Source organism: Mycobacterium sp. IS-836, from assembly GCF_001954275.1.
Classification (GTDB): domain Bacteria; phylum Actinomycetota; class Actinomycetes; order Mycobacteriales; family Mycobacteriaceae; genus Mycobacterium.
On the sequence record NZ_MBEU01000014.1, the window covers coordinates 1 to 21,750 of the forward strand.

Below are 21,750 nucleotides of genomic sequence, written 5' to 3' on the forward strand. Positions count from 1 at the left end.
GTGGCCAGCGGAATGTCGTAGTACTCGGCGACATTGGCGGCGGGCTGTTCGAAATTCAGAAACGTGACCAGCAGGTCGGACCCGGCCGCCAGCGACCGCAGTGTCGCAGTGATTTGCTCCCAGTGCCGGGTGACGGACTGCCCGATGTCGCGCCACGACCTGACCAGATCTCGGATCTTCCAGAATTTGCGGAACACACGCGTCCAGAAGTCGCGGTGCGAACTCCACCACTCCCGCGTATCGGGCCCGTAGGCGACGGCCACGTGTACGTCGTGCCCGCGGCGCAGCAGTTCACGGCCGACAGCAACGCCGGGCTCCGCGTCGCCGCGAGTTCCATAGATGGCCAGCACAAATCTCATCGCGGAGGTTTCCGCCTTTCAGTCGTCGTGCGCGCGGGCAGCGTCCGGGGGCACCAGACATGATGCCTGGCGTTCGTTCGAGCGACACAACGAATCGGCTACTCTCGCGTGATGATTTGGTCCGCATCCGATGCGCCGCCGGACAATCGGCTCGCATTGGTGGACCAGGGTTTGTTTGCGGGACATCGCGCCGCGGGCCTGAACCTCGTCATCCAGTGTGTGTGGATTTACGAGCGCGCCATCGACTTGGACGAGTTGAAGCGGTTTCATCACCATCTCCGTGACGGCCTCTTGGGACGGCGCATCGAGCTCTCGCCGTTGCCGTTCGCCCGCCCGCGGTGGGTGGTTGATCGCGGGCCGTCGGACATCGACATAGCCGACAGCGCCCGTCCGCCTGGCGAACTCAGCGACTGGGCCGATGAACGCGCGCAGCTGCCGATCGACGCGGAAACTGGGCCCGGATGGCATGTCGGCGTGCTTCCCCTGACGAACGGCTCGACCGCGGTCACCCTGGTGCTCTCCCATTACCTGCTCGACGGCCTCGGGCTCGCCGTCGCCCTCGCCGACGCCGCGCTGGGCAACACCCGCGATCTTGGCTATCCACCGCCGCGTTCACGCACCCGAACGCGCGCGGCCGTTCAGGATGCCGGCCGCACGATGCGAGAAGTGCCCGAGGTGGGCCGGGCTCTCAGGGCGGCGGCGAGGCTGGCCCGAAAACAGGCCCGTGCGCGCGGTGCTGCCCCCCGATCACCGGCATCGCGACCGGTCGCGCTCCGGGCCGGTGACGGCGATGACCCCATCGTCGTGCCGGCCGCATCGATTCACGTCGACGCGGACGACTGGGATGCCCGCGCGAAGGAGCTCGGCGGAACGGGGAGCACGCTGGTCGCGGGATTTGCTGCGAAATTCGCCGAGCATGCTGGGCGCCGACGCGCCCACGACGGCCTCGTCACCCTGCACCTGCCAATGAACGATCGTGCCGAGGGTGACATGCGCGCCAACGCCATGTCGATCGCGACCGTCCGCGTCGATCCGACGCGGGTGACGGCGGACCTCGGTGACCTGCGGGCCGCCATCAAGCAGGCGCTGAGGACGCTGCGCGAGACGCCGGACGAGGCGCTGCAGTTGCGCGCGCTGATCCCGTTCACCCCGAAGCGGGCGCTGAAACGAATGGTCGATGCCGGTTTTACCGACCCCGATGCGCCCATGCTGTGTTCGAATCTCGGCGACCTCGACCCGTTGGTGTGTCGGCTCGATGGCACCGAAGCTGAGCTCGTCCTAACGCGGGCGACCGGGCAACGCGTGACGCGGCAGTGGCTGGACCGAACGGGCGGCCAGATGACCCTGCAGAGTTGGCGCACCGGCGGCTCCAAGATCTACCTCACCGTCAACGCCTACCAACCGGGTGCGGAGAACACGAAGCCCGCGTTGCGCGAGCTGGCCGCCCGCACCCTGGCCGGGTTCGATCTGACCGGCAAGATCGACTAACGAAGCGTCGTGCGCAGGCTTAACGCGCGGACCCTGGCCAGACACCCCCACAAACACCGAGCTCAGCGGTTAGGCTTTGAACGTGGCGGCGAAGAAGTGCGGAGCCCCACCCAGTGCAGACGGCTCGGCGAAGCACCCGGACTGCGTAGCGGCGGTGCGGGCGCAGACCCGCGACCGCAATCAGCACTACGCCGACAGCGCCGCCCGCCGGGCCCGGATCCTCACCGTCACGGCGTGGCTGGCAGTGACGGTGAGCGTGAGCTTTGTGCTCGTGCAGATCGTCAGCGGATCGTGGCTGTGGCAAGTCAGCTCGATCAGCGTCACCGGCGCGATGATCTTCGCCGTCGTCCCGTGGCTGCAGCGATTCGGGGAATTGGTTGCGCCACTTACGTTTATGGGCGCGGCCTATGTGTCGATCTTAGCCAACTGCCTCGACGTCGGCACCAGCGCGGGCGCTCAGTTCTTCTTCCTGGTTGGCGCCTGCATCGTGGTGCTGCTACTGGGGATCGAACACATTGTGTTGGCGTCCGCGCTGGCGGCCGTCGCCGCCGGCCTGATCATCGCGGTGGAGTTCCTGGTGCCACGGAGCACCGGACTGCAGCCGGCGTGGGTCCAGTCGGCGGGTTTCGTCATCACGGCCATCTCCAGCGTCGTGATGGTGGTCGTCACGGTGTGGTTCGCCCTGCGCGACACCGCGCGGGCCGAGGCGGTCATGGAAGCCCAATACGACCGCTCCGAGGCGCTGTTGGCCAACATGTTGCCGGCCAGCATCGCCGACCGCCTCAAAGAATCGGGGCGAGGCATCATCGCCGACAAATACGACGAGGCCTCGGTCCTGTTCGCCGACATCGTCGGCTTCACCGAGCGAGCCAGCGGCACCGCGCCGGCCGACCTGGTGCGCTTCCTGAACCGTCTATACAGCGATTTCGACGCGCTGGTCGACAGGCACGGGCTGGAGAAAATCAAAGTCAGCGGGGACTCCTACATGGTGGTCAGCGGGGTACCGCGGCCGCGGCCCGACCACGTGCAGGCGCTGGCGGACTTCGCGCTCGACATGGTCGATGCCGCCGCCCAACTGAAGGATCCGCACGGCCAGCCGCTGCCACTGCGGGTGGGCATGGCCTGCGGCCCGGTGGTGGCCGGGGTCGTCGGGTCGCGGCGATTCTTCTACGACGTGTGGGGCGACGCGGTCAACGTCGCCTCCCGGATGGAATCCACGGACTCGGTCGGGCGGATTCAGGTGCCCGAGGACATCTACGCGCGCCTCAGGGACGACTTCGTGCTGCAGGAGCGCGGCCCCATCGAGGTCAAGGGCAAGGGCACCATGCGCACCTGGTACCTGGTCGGCCGCAAGGCCGTAGCCGCCGAGACGCCCGATCGAGTTGCCGAGGAATCGCACACCGCGCGCGTCTGATTCGCGTGGCCTTCAATCCCTATACCCGAACCGGCGTTTGTGTCAGACTGCGGCCATGACTACTTCTCCGGAAGCAACTCCTGGAAAACCGCCTATTCCAAGCTTGTTACCGCATCTGTGGAAGTCCACGCTGCTATCGGGAATTCTGTCGCTGATCCTCGGCATCCTGGTGCTGGCCTGGCCCGGAATATCGGTCCTGGTCGCCGCCATCTGGTTCGGTGTCTACCTACTGATCACCGGCATCGCGCAGGTCGTGTTCGCGTTCAGCCTGCACGTGACGGCCGGCAGCCGAATCCTGTTGTTTATCAGTGGCGCAGCGGCATTGATCCTGGCCGTGCTGGCGTTCCGTCATTTCGGTCAGGGGTACGCGGTCTTGTTGCTGGCCATCTGGATCGGCGTCGGCTTCATCTTCCGCGGTGTCGCCACAACGATTTCCGCGATCAGCGACCCGACGCTGCCGGGCCGCGGCTGGTCGATCTTCGTCGGCGTGATCAGCCTGCTGGCCGGCATCGTGGTCATCGCGTCGCCGTTCGACTCGATCATCACGTTGGCGCTCGTCGTCGGCGTCTGGTTCGTGGTCATCGGCGTCTTCGAGATCGTGTCGTCGTTCGGGATTCGCAAGGCGTCGAAAACGCTAGCCAGCTGAAACCGCCGTCGGATCATCCCGGTGGCGTCGCCGAATCCTATCTACTACACTGCGTCGTAGAAAGGCAGGCGCCTCCGTAGTTTCGGGAGATGACAATGAATGTCGTCGACATTTCACGGTGGCAGTTCGGTATCACCACCGTCTACCACTTCATCTTCGTGCCGCTCACCATCGGTCTGGCTCCCCTGATCGCGGTGATGCAGACGGTGTGGGTAGCCACCGGTAACGCCGCGTGGTATCGCCTAACGAAGTTCTTCGGCAAGCTGTTCCTGATCAACTTCGCCATCGGCGTGGCAACCGGCATCGTGCAGGAATTCCAGTTCGGCATGAATTGGAGCGAGTACTCGCGCTTCGTCGGCGACATCTTCGGCGCCCCGCTCGCGATGGAAGGCCTGGCCGCCTTCTTCTTCGAGTCCACCTTCCTCGGGTTGTGGATCTTCGGCTGGAGCAGGCTGCCCAAGCTGGTACACCTGGCGTGCATCTGGATTGTCGCGATCTCGGTCAATGTGTCCGCGTTCTTCATCATCGCGGCGAACTCCTTCATGCAGCACCCGGTCGGCGCCCACTACAACCCCGCGACCCGGCGTGCCGAGTTGACCAGCATTGCGGCGTTGCTGACCAACAACACTGCGAGAGCGGCCTTTTCACACGCGGTCGCCGGTTCCTTACTGACGGCGGGAACTTTCGTGGCCGCCGTCAGCGCGTGGTGGCTGGTCCGCTCCCGCAAACCCGGAACCGCCACGCCCGCCGCCGAGTCCGATGCCCGAACCATGTTCCGCCCGGCGACCATCCTCGGGTGTTGGGTCGCTCTGGTCGCGACCGTCGGCTTGCTCTTCACCGGTGACGCCCAGGGCAAATTGATGTTCGTGCAGCAACCGATGAAGATGGCGTCGGCGGAATCGTTGTGCGACACGCGAACCGACCCGGATTTCTCCATCCTGACCGTAGGCACGCACAACAACTGCGAAAGCATTACCCGCGTGATCGAGGTGCCCTACGTGCTGCCGTTCCTCGCCGACAGCCGATTCAGCGGTGTGACGTTGCAGGGTGTGCGCGATATCCAGCGGGACTACCAACAGCGATTCGGGCCAAACGACTACCGGCCGAACCTGTTCGTCACCTACTGGTCGTTTCGCGCGATGATCGGATTCCTTGCGATCCCGCTGCTGTTTGCGCTCGCCGCGCTGTGGCTGACCCGCGGCGGCCGAATTCCCAATCAGCGGTGGTTCTCTCGGCTGGCGCTGCTGACCATTCCCACGCCGTTCCTGGCCAACAGCGCCGGGTGGGTGTTCACCGAGATGGGCCGGCAGCCCTGGATCGTCGTGCCCAATCCGACCGGCGACCAGCAGGTGAGACTCACGGTCGCCCAGGGTGTGTCGGATCATGTCCCCGCAATGGTCATCACCTCGTTGGCGACGTTCACCCTGGTGTACGCCGTGCTCGCGGTCATTTGGTTCTACCTGCTGAGGCGCTATGTCGTCGAAGGGCCACAGGAGCACGACGCCGAACCCGCGGCGCCACCAGCACCCGGCGAGCACGACGTGGCGCCGCTGTCCTTCGCCTACTAGGGCCTACGAGGCCGCCAAGGACAAAGAAAGGAACGACGGTGGGACTCCAACAGGTGTGGTTCGGTGTCATCGCGACGATGTTCCTTGGCTTCTTCATCCTGGAGGGCTTCGACTTCGGCGTGGGAATGTTGATGGAGCCGCTCGCCCGGCTCGGCTCGGGCGACCCGGAGCTGAACCGCCGCGCGACGCTCAACACGATCGGACCGGTCTGGGACGGCAACGAAGTCTGGCTGATCGTCGCCGGGGCAGGGATGTTCGCCGCGTTTCCGGGCTGGTACGCGACGTTGTTCTCGACGCTCTACCTGCCCCTGCTGGCGATCCTATTCGGCATGATCGTGCGCGCCGTGGCCATCGAGTGGCGCGGCAAAATCGACGACACGAAGTGGCGCGCCCTGGCCGATTTCGGTATCGCGGCGGGGTCATGGCTGCCCGCCGTGCTGTGGGGCGTCGCCTTCGCCGTCCTGGTCCGCGGACTCCCGGTCGACGCCGCCGGCCAGGCTCACCCGTCGATCACCGACGTGCTCAACGCCTATACCGTGTTGGGTGGTATGGCCACCGGCGGCCTGTTCCTGCTCTACGGCGCTGTGTTCATCACCCTCAAGACGTCGGGCCCGCTGCGTGACGATGCGTACCGATTCGCCAAGTGGCTATCGCTTCCTGTGACGGGATTGGTTGCGGGCTTTGGGGTTTGGACACAGCTGGCGCACGGCAAGGACTGGACGTGGGCCGTGCTCGGGGTCGCGGTGGTCGCGCAACTGGCAACGGTGCTGTTGGTGTGGCTGGGCAGACTCGACGGCTTCGCATTTTTCTGCGCGGCCGTTGTGGTCGCGGCGGTGGTGGTGCTGCTGTTCGGCGTGCTCTATCCCAATCTGGTGCCCTCGACGCTGAACGGCCAATGGAGCGTGACGATCGACAACGCGGCCTCGACACAGTACACGCTCAAGATCATGACGTGGGTGACGGCGTTCATGGCTCCACTGACGGTCGTGTACCAGGCGTGGACGTATTGGGTTTTCCGGCAACGGATCTCGGCTGAGCACATTCCGCCGCCCATCGGTCTGGCGAGGCGTACGTCCTGAGCACGAGGGACTCCCGAGCGCCGCTGGACCCGCGACTGTGGCGGGCATCGGGCGCGCTGCGCCGGTTCCTGGCGGCCACGGTGGGCTGCGGGGTGGTGATCTCCGGCTGCGCGATCGGCTCGGCGATCGTGCTGGCGGGCATCGTCGCGCGCGTCGTCACCGATCCGTCGGCACGGGGCCTGCGCGGCTGGGTAGGCCCGCTGTCAATCCTGTTGGTGCTGTGGGTGATCCGCACCGTGACACACTGGCTGCAGGCGCGCCTGGGACAGCGGGGCGCCAGCGCGGTGATCGCCGATCTCAACGGGCAGGTGCTCGCGGCGGTGACCGCCCGGCAACCCAACGAACTCGCCGCGCAGCGCGACGCCGCGGCGGTCGTGGTCACCCGTGGACTCGACGGCCTGCGTCCCTACTTCGCCGGGTATCTGCCGACGTTGTTGCTCGCCGCGATCCTGACGCCGGCGACCGTGGCCGTGATCGCGGTCTACGACCTGAAGTCGACGGTGATCGTGGTGATCACCCTGCCGCTGATCCCGGTTTTCATGGTGCTGATCGGGCTGGCGACGGCCGAGCGATCGGCGGCAGCGTTGGGCGCGATGACCACCCTGCAAGCGCGATTGCTGGATCTGATCGCCGGTATCCCAACGCTGCGGGCGCTCGGCCGCGCGTCGGGTCCCGAGCACCGGATCGCCGAACTCGCTGCCGCGCATCGACGCTCGGCGATGGCGACGCTGCGGATTGCGTTTCTGTCGGCGCTGGTGCTCGAATTGCTGGCCACCTTGGGTGTGGCACTGATCGCGGTCGGCATCGGTCTTCGCCTGGTGTTCGGTGAAATGACCTTGGCCACCGGTCTGACCGTGCTGCTGCTGGCCCCCGATGTCTACTGGCCGCTGCGCCGCATCGGGGTGGAATTCCATGCCGCTCAAGACGGTAGGGCCGCCGCCGACAGGGCATTCGCTCTTATCGGCGAGCCCACCAGGGAGGTGACGCGAACCCGGACCGTCGCCGCGCGGGGGGCCGAGATCCGGCTCGAAAACCTCAGCGTGGCCGGCCGAGACGGGAATTCGCCGTGCGGGCTCACCGCGGTGATCGAACCCGGCCACGTCACCGTGCTGACCGGACGAAATGGCGCGGGCAAGAGCACCACCCTGCAGGCGATCGCCGGACTCACCATCGGTTCGTCGGGCCGGATCACGGTGGCCGGCGTGGATGTCGCAGACCTCGATCCCGCCGCGTGGTGGCCGCAGTTGTCCTGGCTACCGCAACGCCCGGTGCTGGTGCCGGGCAGCGTGCGCGACAACCTCACGCTGCTGGGCGGTGTGGAAGATCTTGAAAAGGCCTGCGCCGCTTCCGGATTTGACGCAGTCCTGGCCGAGCTGCCCGACGGCATGGAAACCGTGCTCGGGCGCGACGGCGTCGGGCTGTCCCTGGGGCAGCGGCAACGTCTGGCCCTTGCGCGAGCGCTCGGATCGCCGGCCCCGGTGCTACTGCTCGATGAGCCCACCGCGCACTTGGACGCCCACACCGAGGGCCGGGTGCTGCGCGCCATCGTCGAGCGCGCCCGCGCCGGGTCGACCGTCGTGGTCGTCGGCCACCGCGGGCCCGTCGTCGCAATCGGTGACCGGGTAGTCGACGTGGAGTCGGACGATCGGGTGCGTTATGCGCCGGTCTGACCCGCTCCTCGCAGCCTGGAGTCTGCTGCGCCCGCGCCTGCCGCGCATCCTGGCGGCCATCGCGCTGGGCGTGCTGTCGCTGGGCAGCGCGCTGGCGCTGGCCGGGATTTCGGCATGGCTGATCACGCGGGCATGGCAGATGCCCCCGGTGCTGGACCTGTCCGTCGCGGTCGTGTTGGTGCGCGCGTTCGCGATTTCGCGGGGGGTGCTGCACTACTGCGAGCGACTGGCCACCCACGACACCGCGCTGCGCGCGGCCGGCACCGCCCGGGCGCAGATCTATCACCGGCTCGCCCACGGGCCGGCTTCGGCCGCGGTTCGGATGCGCAGCGGTGAGTTGGTGGCACGGGTGGGCGCCGATGTCGACGAACTGGCCGACGTCCTGGTTCGTGCGCTCGTCCCGATCGGTGTCGCGGCGGTGCTGGCCCTGGCGGCGACCGCGACCGTCGCGGCGATATCGCTACCGGCCGCCGTGGTGCTGGCGGTCTGCTTGCTGATCGCCGGTGTCGTGGCGCCGCGGCTGGCCGGGAGGGCCGCCGCGACGCAGGAAGAGTTTGCGCGCCAACATCATTCGGAGCGTGACACGTCGGCCATGCTCGCCCTCGAACACGCGCCCGAGCTTCGCGTCGCCGGCGTGCTACCTGATGTCATCGCGGAATCGCAACGGCGCCAGCGCGCTTGGGGCGCCGCACTCGATGCCGCCGCACGGCCGGCCGCCATCGCCGAGGCGGTGCCCACCGCCGCCATCGGGGTTAGCGTGCTCGGCGCGGTGGCGGCCGGGATCGGGATGGCGCACGCGGTCGCACCCACGACGCTGGCCGTGCTGATGTTGTTGCCCCTGTCCGCGTTCGAGGCGATGACTCCCCTCCCGGTCGCCGCGGTCCAGTTGACGCGGTCGCGGATCGCCGCGTGTCGCTTGCTCGACCTCGCCCCCGCCGACAGCCACGCCGAGCCCATGCAGCCGCAACCGGCTGGCGCCGGGTGCTTGTCCGCCGATGTCGTTTCCGGTCACGGGGATTCGGCGCGGTCAACCAGGGCGCGGCTAGACCTGCCGCCGGGCGCGCGGCTGGCGGTCACCGGCGCCAGCGGTTCGGGAAAGACGACGCTGCTGATGACACTCGCCGGGCTGATGCCCCCACTGGACGGGCGGGTACTGCTGGACGGAACCGATCTCGACCAGCTCGACGAAGCCGAGTTACACCGCATCGTCACGTTTTTCGCCGAGGACGCGCACATCTTCGCCACCACCGTCCGCGACAACCTGCTGGTGGTCCGTGGCGACTGCCATGACGACGAACTGGTGGCCGCGCTGGACTCGGTCGGGCTCGGCGGCTGGCTCGCCACCCTGCCCGACGGCCTGTCGACGGTGTTGACGGGTGGCGCACAGGCGATCTCGGCGGGCCAGCGCAGGCGGCTGCTGCTGGCCCGGGCGAAGCTCTCACCCGCCCGGATCGTGCTGCTCGACGAGCCCACCGAGCACCTCGACGCGATCGACGCCGAACGGGTGCTGCGCGAGCTGCTGACCCACGGCGCAGCGTTAATCCCCAGCGACAGAACGGTCGTGGTGGCCACTCACCACTTGCCGGAAGGGCTTGATTGTCCCGAACTACGCGTCGAGCACTCAGCGATGGCGTCGCCGCGGCATGAACTCCAGCGTGAGCAGCACGAACACCAGCGGAACTAACTGCGTCACCGATATCAGCGCGTAGCGCCGGGCATCCAACGCGTGGAACTTGCGCACGTACCGGTACAACGACTCGAGCGCGATCAACGGATCCAGCACGTGGATCAGCCGGTAGAAAATGCGCTGCAGCCGCCCACGATTCTTGTCGTCGAAAATCTCCGGGAACGCCGCGAACGACAGCGATACCCGCTGCGCCCCAGCCTCTTTGCCGGCCATGATCATGTCGACGCTGAGACGTTCGTCGATCCCGTTGGGCGCGCCGCGGCGCCGCCACGGCACGTCGAGGCTGATGTCGCTGCCGCCGCCCGCGGTCGCGTAACGGTGAAAGCCCTGTACCTTCCCGGTGGCATCCCGGGCGAGGATCAGCCGTATGCCGGGGAACCGGCCCTCCAGCACGCCGTCGAGGTTCATGTAGAAGCCGCGGTCGGTATGGGCGCCGCTGGGTGACGCGTGCACCACGTCGGTCAGTTCGGCCAGCAGCCGGTCGTCGAGTTCCTGCTCGGCGACGATCTCGGTGGTGATGCCGGCGTTGTGGGTGCGCTTGACCGCCTGACGCAGGTTGCGGAACTTGCGGCCCACCATGTCGAAGCGGGAGACGTTGACGACGACATCGCGGCCGATCGGGACCGCGCGCAGCGATTGTCCGAGCACCCTCGCGTCCATCCACAGCTCGAGACGCCGGTCGCTGCAGCCCACTACCGCGATTCGCCAGCCGTGCATCCGACACATCGCGGCGAAGTCGGCGACTAATTCGGGGAAACGCGCCGCGTCACCGATCGGGTCGCCCCCGACCACCGCGAACCCCATCCGCGTCCGGTACGCCAGCGCCGCGGTTCCGTCGGCGTTGAAGTGGTAGCTCTTGCCCGTCTGCATGGCGAACGGCGCCAGTGGGTCGTCGCTGGTGGCATCGATCAGGGCCCACGCCCGGGGCAGATCTTCTGGTCGCGGATGCGATGAAGTCGGCCACATCAGCACCAGTCCGGAGCTGGCGATCAGCACGTCACCGAGCAGATCGAAGGACAGCACGTGCGAACCGAAGCCCGCCAACACAAACAGGGCGGCCGCGGCCGCATGCATGGTCGTGACCGGGCGGCCCAGGAAGATCCCACGTGCAATGAACATCACAGCGGCCAGCACCGTCAGCGACCATCCCAGCCGACCGGCGTAGTGCCACTCCGGATTGTGGTGGTGCCGGGCGAGGATCGCGATCAGCCAGCAGGCGGCGCTGAACAATGCCAAGGCTCCGAAACAGCGCGCGGCGAGCGAATCGACGTGAACGACAACGCGTTCGCGCGCGCGCAACCTTGGTAGGACTTCGACCGGCGGTCCGTTCACATCTCACCTCCCGATGCGCTGACCTTCAGCTGGGCGGCTCGCTTGCCGCATGTCCCATCGAATACCCGGCTTGTAAAAACTTACGCCTGATCACGGCTGTTTTCACCCGTAATCGGACGCATGTCCGATAGGTATCCTGTGCTGTCTATCGGCGCCGGGGCGGAAAGTATTTCAGCACGCCTTCCTGGGCCACCGTGGCCACGAGCTGGCCGGAGCGATCGAAGAAGTGTCCGGTGCCCAGCCCGCGCGAGTCCGCGGCGACCGGCGAGGACGTCGAATACAACACCCAGTCGTTGATGTCGACCTGCCGGTGAAACCACACGGAGTGGTTGGCGGAGGCCGCAAAGATACGGTCGAAGCCCCACGACAGCCCGTGAGTGGTGATGACCGAGTCCAGCACGGTGGTATCGGAGGAGTACACCATCGTCGCCGTGTGCAGCACGGGATCGTCGGGCATCGTCCCCAGCGCCTTGACCCAGACCCGGTTGTAGGCAAGGCGGTCGCCCTTGTCCCGCATCACCCACGCCGGGTCGTTGGTGTAGCGCCATTCGATCGGCTGCAAGGCGTTGACGAAGTGCGGGACGGTCTCCTCGTAGCCCTGCAGCAGCTCGCGGAGCGGCGGCTGGGTGTGGGGCTCCGGCACCGGCGGCGGTTCGACGGCGTGCTCAAGGCCCGGGCCCCCGGCCATGTACGAGATCATCGCGGTGGACAGCAGCGTGCCGTCCTGTACCGCGTCGACGCGCCGGTTGGCGAAGCGCCGCTCGTCACGCAGCGGCACGACGTGGAATTCGATGTCCTTGGCGGTGTCGCCGCCGTTGATGAAGTGCACCGAAAGTGCGCTGGGCGGCAGGTCGTCCCGGATCAGCGTGCGGCTGCTCGCGACGAACGATTGCGCCATGAGCTGGCCGCCGAAGGTCCGCAACGGGTTCTTGCTGGGATGTGAACCGACGAACACTTCATCGGATACGCGGTTGAGGTCGAGTACCGCCAGCAGCTCCTCGAAATCGTTGCCAGCCGGCACAGGCCTGCCCGCCCCCTGTCGATTAGACGTCGTCCTCCCCGATCCGGTGCACGTGGATCAGGTTGGTCGAGCCTACTGTGCCCGGCGGCGCGCCCGCGACGATGACCACCAGGTCGCCGCGCTTGTAGCGGCCGAGTTCCAGAAGCGACTTGTCGACCTGACGAATCATGCCGTCGGTCGAGGTCATCATCGGGACGATGAACGTCTCGGTTCCCCACGTCATGGCGAGCTGGCTGCGCACCTCGGGCCATGCGGTGAACGCGAGCAGGGGCAGCGGCGTGTGCAGGCGCGCCAGTCGCTTCACCGTGTCACCCGACTGGGTGAACGCGACCAGCGCCTTGGCGTCGAGCCGCTCGCCGATGTCGCGGGCGGCGTAGGAAATCACTCCGCGCTTGGTGCGCGGCACATGCGTCAACGGCGGAGCGGCCGTCGAATTCTCCTCGACCGCGCATACGATCCGCGACATCGTCCGCACGGCCGCCAGCGGATACTTGCCCACCGCGGTTTCGCCGGAGAGCATCAGCGCGTCGGCGCCGTCGAGCACCGCGTTGGCGACGTCGGAGGCCTCGGCCCGGGTGGGTCGCGAGTTCTCGATCATGGAGTCGAGCATCTGAGTCGCCACGATGACGGGTTTTGCGTTCTCCCTTGCGATCTGGATGGCCCGCTTCTGCACCAGCGGAACCTCTTCCAGGGGGAGCTCGACGCCCAGGTCGCCACGGGCCACCATGATGGCGTCGAAGGCCAGCACGATGGCTTCGAGATTGTCGACGGCTTCGGGCTTTTCGAGTTTGGCGATCACCGGCACCCGGCGGCCGATCCGATCCATGATCTCGTGGACCAGCTCGACATCGGACGGCGAGCGCACGAAGGACAGCGCGACGAGGTCGACGCCGAGGTTCAGCGCGAAGGTGAGATCCTCGATGTCCTTCTCGGACAAGGCGGGGGCGGACACGTTCATGCCGGGTAGCGACATGCCCTTGTTGTTGCTCACCGGGCCGCCTTCGACGACGGTGCAGACCACGTCGTCGCCGTCGATCGCCTCGACCACCAGCCCGACCTTGCCGTCGTCGATCAGGATCCGGTCACCGACGACGGCGTCCTTGGCCAATTTCTTGTAGGCCGTCGACACCCGGTCGTGGCTGCCTTCGCAGTCGGCGACGGTGATCCGGACAGTTTCACCGTCGGCCCAGTAGGTCGGCCCGGTGGCGAAGCGCCCGAGCCGGATCTTGGGGCCCTGCAAGTCGGCCAGCACGCCCACCGCGCGGCCGGTCGCGTCCGAGGCGTTGCGCACCCGCTCGTAGGCGGCTTTGTGGTCGGCGTAGTCGCCGTGGCTGAAGTTCATTCGGGCGACGTCCATTCCGGCCTCGACCAGCGCCAGGATCAACTCGTCCGATTCGGTTGCAGGGCCAAGGGTGCAGACGATCTTCCCGCGTCTACTCACGGCGACCCAGCATAGTCGTGCTCTTCGTTATCGGGATGACCCGACGGTGGCGGCACGGTTACCCGCTGAGAATCGTCGGGACCAGTGGAAATCCGGGCAGGTTGCGGGTCACCGTCCACACCGCCGCCGCGACGACGACGGTCACCACCGCGGGCACCGAGAGCCAAGGCCGCCCCTGACGCCGGCGCAGCACGATCCAACCGGCCAGCGCGGGGATACCGACCAGCAGGAAGAGGTTGTCGTTGATGGTGGCGACGAGGTCACCGTGCAGCAGGTCGTGCGTCATCCGGAGCCCGCCGCAAAACGGGCAATTCCATCCGGTGAGCCACTTGAACGGGCACTGCGGATACAGCGAGTGGGTGTTGTGCGGGTCGACGAAGCCCACGTAGCCGAGTGCGCCGGCAAGCAGCGCGCCACTCCCGGCGGCGGCATACACGCGACGACGGCGGCTCAGGGTCTGGGAAGTGGGATTAGGTTCCATCGCGCAACGGGCGGCCCTGTGGGTCGGGGACCTTGTCGGTCAATATCAAGATGGCGTCGACGATGCTCCAAATCAGCCCGACCCCGCAGGTGAGCCATCCCACGAGCAGCTGGGCGACGCCCACGCCGACGTCTCCGATGTAGAAGCGGCCGATCCCTCCGACGCCGACCAAACTGAGCAGCTGTAGGAGGCCCGCGGTGGTCTTCGACTTGTCCGAGAACGGTTGTCCGGTCACCGGATGGCGGCCGAAGGGCGCGGTCGGGTCGTAATACGGGCTGGGCGCAGGATATTGCGGATAGGGCGGCGGATACCCGGGCCCGGGCGGAGGCGGCTGTTGCGCCGCCGGGTCGGACCCAGCGTCGTGCCACGGCTGATCAGTCACGTCTTCAGCATGCCCCACTGGTCCGCCGAACGTCGACTGGTCGGGCGGAAATCCGCACATCTCGCGCAGCGACTCGACGCTGGACGAGGTCGGGGCTGTTAGCGGTCCCTACGGTTGCGCAGTCGAAAGCGCAGGCGCCGCCGCGTGGAGCCAGACTCGGCTTTCGCTGCGGTGCCGGCGTCTGCCGGTGCCGGCGATGCGGGTTCCCCCGGCTCTCCCCGATCCTCTGCTACCGGCTCCGCCGACTCCGACTCTGCCTGCGGCTCTTCGGATTTGGGCTCCTCGGCTTCGGCGTCTTCGGCTTCGGGCTCGTCGGCTTCGGGCTCGTCGGCTTCGGTCTCGACCTCGTCGATCTCGGTTTCGGTTTCCGCCTCGGCCTCTTCGGTCTCCGCCTCGGGCTCCTCGGCTTCAGGCTCTTCGGCTTCGGGCTCCTCGGCTTCAAGTTCTTCGGCTTCGGGCTCCTCGGCTTCAAGTTCTTCGGCTTCGGGCTCCTCCGCTTCGGCTTCGGCGGCCTCGGTCACGACGGCTTCTGCCTCCGCGTCGTCGGGCTCCGCGCGTTCGGCTTCCATCGCCTCCGCTACGGCCGCCTCGGCCTCCGCGACTTCGGGTTCGGCGCTTTCGGATTCGTCGGCCACGGCCTCCGGCTCTTCGGCCTCCGCAGGCTCCGGCTCGGCCTCCTTCTCGGCCTCCTCCTCGACTTCAGACTCTTCGACCTCGACCTCCGCCTCTTCGTCCCCAGGCCCTTCGGGCTCGGCCTGGGTCTTGACCGTTTCCGGCTCCGCGACTTCAGCTTCGACGGCTTCAGTTTCGACGGCTTCGTCTTCGCGGTCTTTGGACTCGGCGGCTTTGGACTCGGTGGCTTTCTCGAGTTCAGTCGTTTCCGCATCCGCCGCCGCACCGCTCGCCGCCCCGGATGCCGAAGCGACAGCGGCGAGCTCGTCCGCGGGCTCGGGCTCGGCTTCGGGCAACTCCTCGTCGACGTACTCGGTGCCGCGCAGGCTCGCGGGATCCTCCCGGCCCTTCGGCGCCAGCACGAGGTAAACCACCGCCCCGATGAACACGAAGGTCGATGTGAACGAATTGATTCGGATCCCCGCGATGTGGGTGGCCGTGTCGTCGCGCAGCAGCTCCACACAGAATCGCCCGACGCAGTAGCCCGCCACGTAGATCGCGAACAACCGCCCATGGCCCAAGCTGAATCGCCGGTCCAGATAGATCAGTGCGACGAATACCAGGACATTCCAAATCAATTCGTACAGAAAGGTCGGCTGCACGACCAGCGCCAGCTGCCCGGTCGACACACCGTCGAGCGAATGCGGGTCGATGTATCCCGCGGGATCGCGACGGTAGAAGATCTCCAGGCCCCACGGCAGCGTGGTCTCCCGGCCGTAGAGCTCCTGGTTGAAGTAATTCCCGAGCCGACCGATGGCCTGCGCCAAGATGATTCCGGGAGCAACGGCGTCGGCGAAGGCCGGCAGCGGAATTCCGCGGCGCCGGCATGCGACCCACGCGCCGACCGCGCCGAGGGCGACGGCGCCCCAGATGCCCAAGCCGCCGTCCCAGATTCGCAGGGCCGCGGCGGGCCCGGCTCCGCCCGGCCCGAAATAGGTCCGCCAATCGGTGGCCAGGTGATAGAGCCTGCCGCCGATCAATCCGAAAGGCACCGCCCACAGGGCGATGTCGTAGATCACCCCGCGCTGGCCGCCGCGAGCCACCCAACGCCGGTCACCGATCACCAGCGCGACGACGATGCCCGCGATGATGAAGAGCGCATAGGCGCGGATTGGTAACGGCCCCAAATGCCAGACGCCCTGCGACGGGCTGGGGAAATAGGTTGGCAACATCGTCATGACGCGGACTCCCCCTGTCGCACACCCTCGGCGAGTTCCTCGGTCAGGGCGCGCAGCTTCGGCAATCCGTCGCCCAGCGCCGACACCAACGCGGAACCGACAATCACACCGTCGGCGTAACTTCCGATCTGCGCGGCCTGCTCGCGCGAACGCACCCCCAGACCCACGCCGACGGGTATGTCCGACACCGCCCGAACCCTGCTCACCAATTCGGGTGCGGCCTGCGACACCGCGTCGCGGGCCCCGGTCACGCCCATCGTCGATGCCGCGTAAACGAATCCACGCGAGGCTTCGATGGTGGTCACCAACCGCTGAGGCGTCGACGAGGGCGCGACGAGGAATATGCGATCCAACCGATGCGCTTCGGACGCCGCAACCCATTGCCCGGCCTCGTCGGGAATGAGGTCGGGGGTGATCAGGCCATGCCCACCGGCCGACGCCAGGTCACGCGCGAATGCGTCAATCCCATAGCGCAGCACCGGGTTCCAATAGGTCATCACCACAGCGCGTCCACCGGCCGAAGTGATCGCCTCGACCGCGGCGAGCGTATCGCGCACCCGCACACCCCCGTGCAATGCGGCCTCGGTGGCCCTGGCGATGGTGGGACCGTCCATCCCGGGATCCGAATACGGCACCCCGACTTCGATGAGATCGCAACCGGATTCGACGAGCGCGGTCATCGCCTGCAGGGAAGTCGGCACGTCCGGGTACCCGGTGGGCAGGTATCCAATCAGCGCCGCCCGGTTGTCCTTCCGGCAAGACTCAAACAGCGGCCCAAGCCTGCTGGCTTCGCTTTGTTCCACGGTCATTGCGCGCCCGCATCGCCCAGCAAACCGAACCACTTGGCGGCCACCTCGACGTCCTTGTCGCCGCGACCCGACAGGTTCACCACGATGATCGCGCCCCGCCCCAGCTCCTTGCCCAGCTTGACCGCACCGGCGACCGCGTGCGCGGATTCGATGGCCGGGATGATGCCCTCGGTATGGCACAGCAGCCGAAAGGCGTCCATCGCTTCGGAATCGGTGATGGGCTGGTATTCGGCGCGTCCGGTTTCCCTGAGCCACGCGTGTTCAGGACCCACCCCCGGATAATCCAGACCCGCTGAGATCGAATGGGATTCGATGGTCTGGCCGTCCTCGTCTTGCAGCAGGTAGGAAAACGATCCCTGAAACGCGCCCGGGGACCCCCCGGTGAATGTCGCTGCGTGCCTGCCGGTCTCGACGCCGTCGCCCGCCGCCTCATAGCCGACCAGGCGCACGCCGGGATCGTCGAGAAACGCGTGGAAGATACCGATAGCGTTCGATCCTCCACCGACGCAGGCCACGACCGCGTCGGGCAATCGGCCGGCCTGAGCCTGGATCTGCGCGCGAGTCTCCAACCCGATGACTCGCTGAAAATCACGAACCATGGTCGGGAAGGGATGCGGGCCTGCGGCGGTGCCGAAGCAGTAGTAGGTGTTGTCGGCGTTGGTAACCCAATCACGGAACGCCTCGTTGATGGCGTCCTTGAGGGTTTGGGAACCGGTGTCGACCGAGACCACCTCTGCCCCCAGCATTCGCATCCGCGCGACGTTGAGCGCCTGACGTGCCGTGTCGATGGCGCCCATGTAGACCACACAATCAAGGCCGAGCAAGGCGCACGCGGTGGCGGTGGCCACGCCGTGCTGACCGGCGCCGGTCTCGGCGATCACCCGGGTCTTGCCCATTCGCTTGGCCAGCAGGGCTTGACCGAGCACGTTGTTGATCTTGTGAGAACCGGTGTGGTTCAGGTCTTCTCGCTTGAGGAAGACGCGCGCCGAACCCGCGTGCTCGCTAAACCGGGTAGCCTCATACAGGGGTGACGGCCGCCCGGCATAGTTCGCCTGCAGCTCGTCGAGGGTGTCCAGGAAGTCCGGGTTGACGCGTTCCTTTTCGTAGGCGGCGGTGACCTCTTCGATGACCGCCATCAGCGCCTCGGCAACGTACCGGCCGCCGTACACGCCGAAATGACCACCCGAATCGGGGTCGTGGCGGGTGGGTTCTGCGATGGCCGCGCTCGGAAGCGGAAGCTCCGGGCGGGTTAGATCTGCCATCACCAATACTCAACGCGGGGGCGGCTCATCGGGTTCAACGTTTCGTGCTCGTCAACGCCTAGCGAGCCGGTTTCGGACAGGACGGATGGGTTCCCGCGGTGACCAAGTCGGCAACCGCGGCGCGCGGGTCGCCGCTTTTGACCAGACCCTCACCGACCAAGACCGCGTCGGCGCCCGCACCGGCATACGCCAAAAGATCTCCGGTACCACGCACACCCGACTCGGCGATCCGGATCACGTTGCTGGGCAACCCCGGAGCGATCCGCGCGAAGCAATCCCGGTCCACCTCCAGCGTCGCGAGATCGCGCGCATTGACGCCGATCACGTTGGCGCCTGCCTTCAATGCCCGGTCGGCTTCTTGTTCGGTGTGCACTTCGACGAGCGCTGTCATGCCAAGGGATTCGGTGCGGTCCAACATCGACACCAATGCGGACTGATCCAACGCGGCGACGATGAGCAACAACATGTCGGCGCCGTGCGCCCGCGCCTCATGGATCTGATATGGCTGCACCACAAAGTCTTTGCGCAATATCGGGATTGAAACCGCGGCCCGCACCGCGTCGAGGTCGTCGAGCGAGCCGTTGAAACGCCGTTCCTCGGTCAGCACGCTGATGATCCGGGCGCCGCCATCTTCGTAGGCACGGGCCAGTTTTGCCGGATCGGCAATGGTCGCCAGTGAACCCGCCGACGGACTGGCCCGCTTGACCTCGGCGATGACACCGATGCCGGGCTCGCGCAGCGCGGCCATCACGTCGAGCGGTGGCGGCGCGGCCGCGGCGGCCGCTTTGATTTCGGACAGGCTGATAAGCGCTTCGCGCGCGGCAACGTCGGCCCGGACTCCTTCGAGGATGGAGTCAAGCACTGTTGCCGGACTCATACCTGTCGTTTCCCTTCCCACGGTCACGCACGGTCTACAGCCGATTTCGACGACGTCAATGAAGGGTAGCGACCGTCGGCTTGCGGTCCGTCACCGACCCTCGGTGTCGGACTCGCGGGGCCGATCGGTCGGGTCGCGTCCCTCGTCGAGCGCGTCCCAGATCATCCGCTCCGACATCTCCGGCGTCTCCGGCTCCTCCAGCATCGCCGAGTCAGCGTCTCCGCGGAGCGCATTTGAGCGACGTGTCGCGGGCGATGCATATTTTGTTGCGCCCAAGCGGTCCGAACCCAACACCGAAGCCGAGCGCATCAGCAAAACCGCGGCGACCAGAGTGCACACCGCGGCCAGCACCGCGATCCCCGCCCCCCAGTAGCGCCGTTCGCTTCCCACCAGCGACACCAGCGAGACGTGCGCCAGATCGGCTCCGCGCACCGCCACGTCGGGGAGCACCCACAGGCTCACGCCCAGATATGCGACCGCCAGGCTCGCGGCCGCCAGCAGACCCGCCAGCAGCCGCAGCGGCCAGCCGCGCACCGCCAGCGCCGCGACGGCCGTCGCCAGCATGAGCAGCGCCAACGGCAGCAGGGCGGTCGACCACGACGCGCCGGGCAGGCTCACCTCCTTCGGCTGGCCAAGCCCGTCGAACGACCGGATCACCACCCACGGCAGCCGCGACGCCACCCACAGCGCCACGGCCGCGATGACCAGCAGCAACTGGGCTACGCGAATCGTCAGCCGGGCCCGCCGGGCATCAGCCATTGCGGCCCGCCTCCGGCGCGGTCAGCGTCTCGGCGGCGGCGATCGCATTGAGCACCGCGCGCGCCTTGTTGGTCGCCTCCGTGTGCTCGTAGGGCCCGTTGGAGTCGGCCACTACCCCACCGCCCGCCTGGACATACGCGGTGCCGTCGCGCATCAACGCGGTGCGGATGGCGATCGCGAAGTCGGCATTGCCGGCGAAGTCGAGGTAGCCGACCACGCCGCCGTAGAGGCCGCGGCGGGTCTTCTCCACCTCTTCGATCAGCTCCATGGCCCGCACTTTCGGCGCGCCCGACAGCGTGCCGGCCGGGAAGCAGGCCGTCACCGCGTCCAGGGCGGTGTGGCCGTCGCCCAGCATCCCGGTCACGGTCGACACCAGGTGCATGACGTGGCTATAGCGTTCGATGTGGCTGTAGTCCTCGACCCGAACGGTGCCCGGCGTGCAGACCCGGCCGAGGTCGTTGCGGCCGAGGTCGACCAGCATCAGATGCTCGGCGCGTTCCTTGTCGTCGGCCAGCAGTTCCTTTTCCAGCAGCTGGTCCTCTTCGTCGTTCTGGCCGCGCCACCGGGTCCCGGCGATCGGGTGCGTTGTCGCCCTGCCCTCGGTGACGGTGACCAGCGCCTCCGGACTAGACCCGACGATCGAAAAGTCAGTCGCCCCTTCGCTATTCGGTACGTGCAGCAGATACATATACGGGCTGGGGTTGGTTGCGCGCAGCATGCGGTAGACGTCGATCGGGTCGACATCGGTGTCCATCTCGAAGCGCTGCGAGGGCACCACCTGGAACGCTTCGCCGGCCGCGATCTGCTCGACGAGGTAGTCGACGATCTTGCCGTATTCCTCGACGGTGCGCTGGGCCCGGTGGCGCGGCTCCGGCCGGCTGAAGGTGGCGACCGTCGACGGCAACGGCTGCCCCAGCGCCGCGGTCATCACATCCAGCCGCGCGACGGCATCGTCGTAGGCCTCGTCGACGCGCTCGTCGGTGCCGTTCCAGTTCACGGCGTTGGCGATCAGCGTGATGGTGCCCTCGTGGTGATCGACCGCCGCCAGGTCGGTGGCCAGCAGCAGGAGCATGTCCGGGAGTTTGAGGTCGTCGACGGCCAGCTCGGGCAGCCGTTCCAGGCGCCGCACCAGGTCATAGGCGAAAAAGCCGACCATGCCGCCGGACAGCGGCGGCAGCCCCGGCTTGATTTCGTGGGGGGAGGCCGTGGCCAGCAGCTCGAGGGTGGCCTGCAGGGCGTGCAGCGGGTCACCCCCGGTGGGTGCGTCCTGCGGGACCGTGCCCAGCCATACGGCCTCGCCGTCGCGCACGGTCAGCGCCGACGGCGATCCGGCGCCGATGAACGACCACCGCGACCAGGACCGGCCGTTCTCGGCGGATTCCAGCAGGAAGGTGCCGGGGCGATCGGCGGCGAGTTTGCGGTAGGCCGACAGCGGTGTCTCGGCGTCGGCCAGGACCTTGCGGGTCACGGGAACCACACGGTGCGCGGCCGCGAGCTGGCGAAAGTCCTCTCGGGAGGTGGCGTCGGCGAGGTGGGCGTGCACTGAACCATCCTCGCAGATACGCGGCTGAGCTCGGGGCCGCCCGACGACGATGCAGGCCGCGTAAGCCGCGTGAGGAGAAGTC

General features: G+C 67.3%; 18 protein-coding genes and 1 pseudogene. 7 read left to right on the forward strand and 12 right to left on the reverse strand.

Annotated features, from left to right (window positions below; all coding sequences use genetic code 11):
• The coding region (locus A5747_RS06810) for a glycosyltransferase (protein WP_198938140.1) at window positions 1–359 on the reverse strand (359 nt) is incomplete at its 3' end.
• A gap of 111 nt (window positions 360–470) precedes the next feature.
• On the opposite strand from A5747_RS06810, the gene A5747_RS06815 reads away from it, so the two are divergent.
• The 7 genes and pseudogenes from A5747_RS06815 (at window position 471) to cydC (ending at window position 9,933) form a co-directional block, all read left to right on the forward strand.
• Entirely contained in the window at window positions 471–1,847 is a 1,377-nt protein-coding gene (locus A5747_RS06815) for a hypothetical protein (RefSeq protein ID WP_076122898.1), read from the forward strand.
• 82 nt (window positions 1,848–1,929) lie between these two features.
• The gene (locus tag A5747_RS06820; protein ID WP_076122899.1) at window positions 1,930–3,261 is read left to right on the forward strand and encodes an adenylate/guanylate cyclase domain-containing protein; all 1,332 of its coding nucleotides are present in this window, start codon (window positions 1,930–1,932) and stop codon (window positions 3,259–3,261) included.
• Window positions 3,262–3,298: 37 nt separating this feature from the next.
• Complete coding sequence (locus tag A5747_RS06825) at window positions 3,299–3,907, forward strand: HdeD family acid-resistance protein (RefSeq protein ID WP_369805014.1); 609 nt, start codon at window positions 3,299–3,301, stop codon at window positions 3,905–3,907.
• A 95-nt stretch (window positions 3,908–4,002) separates the two neighbouring features.
• A complete protein-coding gene (locus A5747_RS06830) occupies window positions 4,003–5,475 on the forward strand; it encodes a cytochrome ubiquinol oxidase subunit I (protein WP_076122976.1) in 1,473 nt (490 codons plus the stop codon).
• Window positions 5,476–5,513: 38 nt separating this feature from the next.
• On the forward strand, window positions 5,514–6,554 hold the full coding sequence (gene cydB, locus A5747_RS06835) for a cytochrome d ubiquinol oxidase subunit II (protein ID WP_076122901.1): 1,041 nt from the start codon (window positions 5,514–5,516) through the stop codon (window positions 6,552–6,554).
• A 56-nt stretch (window positions 6,555–6,610) separates the two neighbouring features.
• Window positions 6,611–8,224, forward strand: coding sequence for a thiol reductant ABC exporter subunit CydD (gene cydD, locus A5747_RS06840; RefSeq protein ID WP_076122902.1), 1,614 nt, complete (start codon window positions 6,611–6,613; stop codon window positions 8,222–8,224).
• A pseudogene (cydC, locus tag A5747_RS06845) lies at window positions 8,211–9,933 on the forward strand (thiol reductant ABC exporter subunit CydC). Before cydD ends, cydC begins: the two are co-directional and overlap by 14 nt.
• Here cydC and A5747_RS06850 read toward each other — a convergent pair.
• The 11 genes from A5747_RS06850 to A5747_RS06900 form a co-directional block, all read right to left on the reverse strand.
• Window positions 9,846–11,243, reverse strand: a complete 1,398-nt coding sequence (locus A5747_RS06850; RefSeq protein ID WP_076122904.1) for a bifunctional lysylphosphatidylglycerol flippase/synthetase MprF — start codon at window positions 11,241–11,243, stop codon at window positions 9,846–9,848. The pseudogene cydC and the gene A5747_RS06850 sit on opposite strands and share 88 nt — an antisense overlap.
• A 145-nt stretch (window positions 11,244–11,388) precedes the next feature.
• Entirely contained in the window at window positions 11,389–12,264 is an 876-nt protein-coding gene (locus tag A5747_RS06855) for an acyl-CoA thioesterase II (RefSeq protein ID WP_076122905.1), read from the reverse strand.
• A gap of 22 nt (window positions 12,265–12,286) precedes the next feature.
• Window positions 12,287–13,705 (reverse strand): pyruvate kinase, encoded by a 1,419-nt coding sequence (gene pyk / locus A5747_RS06860; protein ID WP_076122906.1) that lies wholly within the window; start codon window positions 13,703–13,705, stop codon window positions 12,287–12,289.
• A 58-nt stretch (window positions 13,706–13,763) separates the two neighbouring features.
• Window positions 13,764–14,186, reverse strand: coding sequence for a DUF2752 domain-containing protein (locus A5747_RS06865; RefSeq protein ID WP_076122907.1), 423 nt, complete (start codon window positions 14,184–14,186; stop codon window positions 13,764–13,766).
• Entirely contained in the window at window positions 14,176–14,628 is a 453-nt protein-coding gene (locus A5747_RS06870; protein ID WP_076122908.1) for a TM2 domain-containing protein, read from the reverse strand. Before A5747_RS06870 ends, A5747_RS06865 begins: the two co-directional genes overlap by 11 nt.
• Before the next feature lie 38 nt (window positions 14,629–14,666).
• A complete protein-coding gene (locus A5747_RS06875; RefSeq protein WP_076122909.1) occupies window positions 14,667–16,418 on the reverse strand; it encodes a prolipoprotein diacylglyceryl transferase in 1,752 nt (583 codons plus the stop codon).
• The gene (trpA, locus tag A5747_RS06880) at window positions 16,415–17,227 is read right to left on the reverse strand and encodes a tryptophan synthase subunit alpha (protein WP_076122910.1); all 813 of its coding nucleotides are present in this window, start codon (window positions 17,225–17,227) and stop codon (window positions 16,415–16,417) included. Before trpA ends, A5747_RS06875 begins: the two co-directional genes overlap by 4 nt.
• Window positions 17,224–18,489: a tryptophan synthase subunit beta gene (gene trpB / locus A5747_RS06885; protein WP_076122911.1), complete on the reverse strand. Its 1,266-nt coding sequence runs from the start codon at window positions 18,487–18,489 to the stop codon at window positions 17,224–17,226. Before trpB ends, trpA begins: the two co-directional genes overlap by 4 nt.
• Window positions 18,490–18,547: 58 nt before the next feature.
• Window positions 18,548–19,366, reverse strand: a complete 819-nt coding sequence (gene trpC / locus A5747_RS06890) for an indole-3-glycerol phosphate synthase TrpC (RefSeq protein WP_076061861.1) — start codon at window positions 19,364–19,366, stop codon at window positions 18,548–18,550.
• Window positions 19,367–19,456: 90 nt separating this feature from the next.
• A complete protein-coding gene (locus A5747_RS06895; protein WP_076122912.1) occupies window positions 19,457–20,125 on the reverse strand; it encodes a TIGR02234 family membrane protein in 669 nt (222 codons plus the stop codon).
• The gene (locus A5747_RS06900) at window positions 20,118–21,668 is read right to left on the reverse strand and encodes an anthranilate synthase component I (RefSeq protein WP_076122913.1); all 1,551 of its coding nucleotides are present in this window, start codon (window positions 21,666–21,668) and stop codon (window positions 20,118–20,120) included. The genes A5747_RS06895 and A5747_RS06900 overlap by 8 nt, the downstream gene beginning before the upstream one ends.
• Between the last annotated feature and the right edge of the window lie 82 nt (window positions 21,669–21,750).

Coding starts and splice junctions, on each gene's coding strand:
- A5747_RS06815 (WP_076122898.1), top strand. CDS start 471: ATGATTTGGTCCGCATCCGATGCGCCGCCGGACAATCGGCTCGCATTG.
- A5747_RS06830 (WP_076122976.1), top strand. CDS start 4,003: ATGAATGTCGTCGACATTTCACGGTGGCAGTTCGGTATCACCACCGTC.
- A5747_RS06865 (WP_076122907.1), bottom strand. CDS start 14,186: ATGGAACCTAATCCCACTTCCCAGACCCTGAGCCGCCGTCGTCGCGTG.
- A5747_RS06870 (WP_076122908.1), bottom strand. CDS start 14,628: ATGTGCGGATTTCCGCCCGACCAGTCGACGTTCGGCGGACCAGTGGGG.
- A5747_RS06875 (WP_076122909.1), bottom strand. CDS start 16,418: ATGACGATGTTGCCAACCTATTTCCCCAGCCCGTCGCAGGGCGTCTGG.
- trpA (WP_076122910.1), bottom strand. CDS start 17,227: ATGACCGTGGAACAAAGCGAAGCCAGCAGGCTTGGGCCGCTGTTTGAG.
- trpB (WP_076122911.1), bottom strand. CDS start 18,489: ATGGCAGATCTAACCCGCCCGGAGCTTCCGCTTCCGAGCGCGGCCATC.
- trpC (WP_076061861.1), bottom strand. CDS start 19,366: ATGAGTCCGGCAACAGTGCTTGACTCCATCCTCGAAGGAGTCCGGGCC.
- A5747_RS06895 (WP_076122912.1), bottom strand. CDS start 20,125: ATGGCTGATGCCCGGCGGGCCCGGCTGACGATTCGCGTAGCCCAGTTG.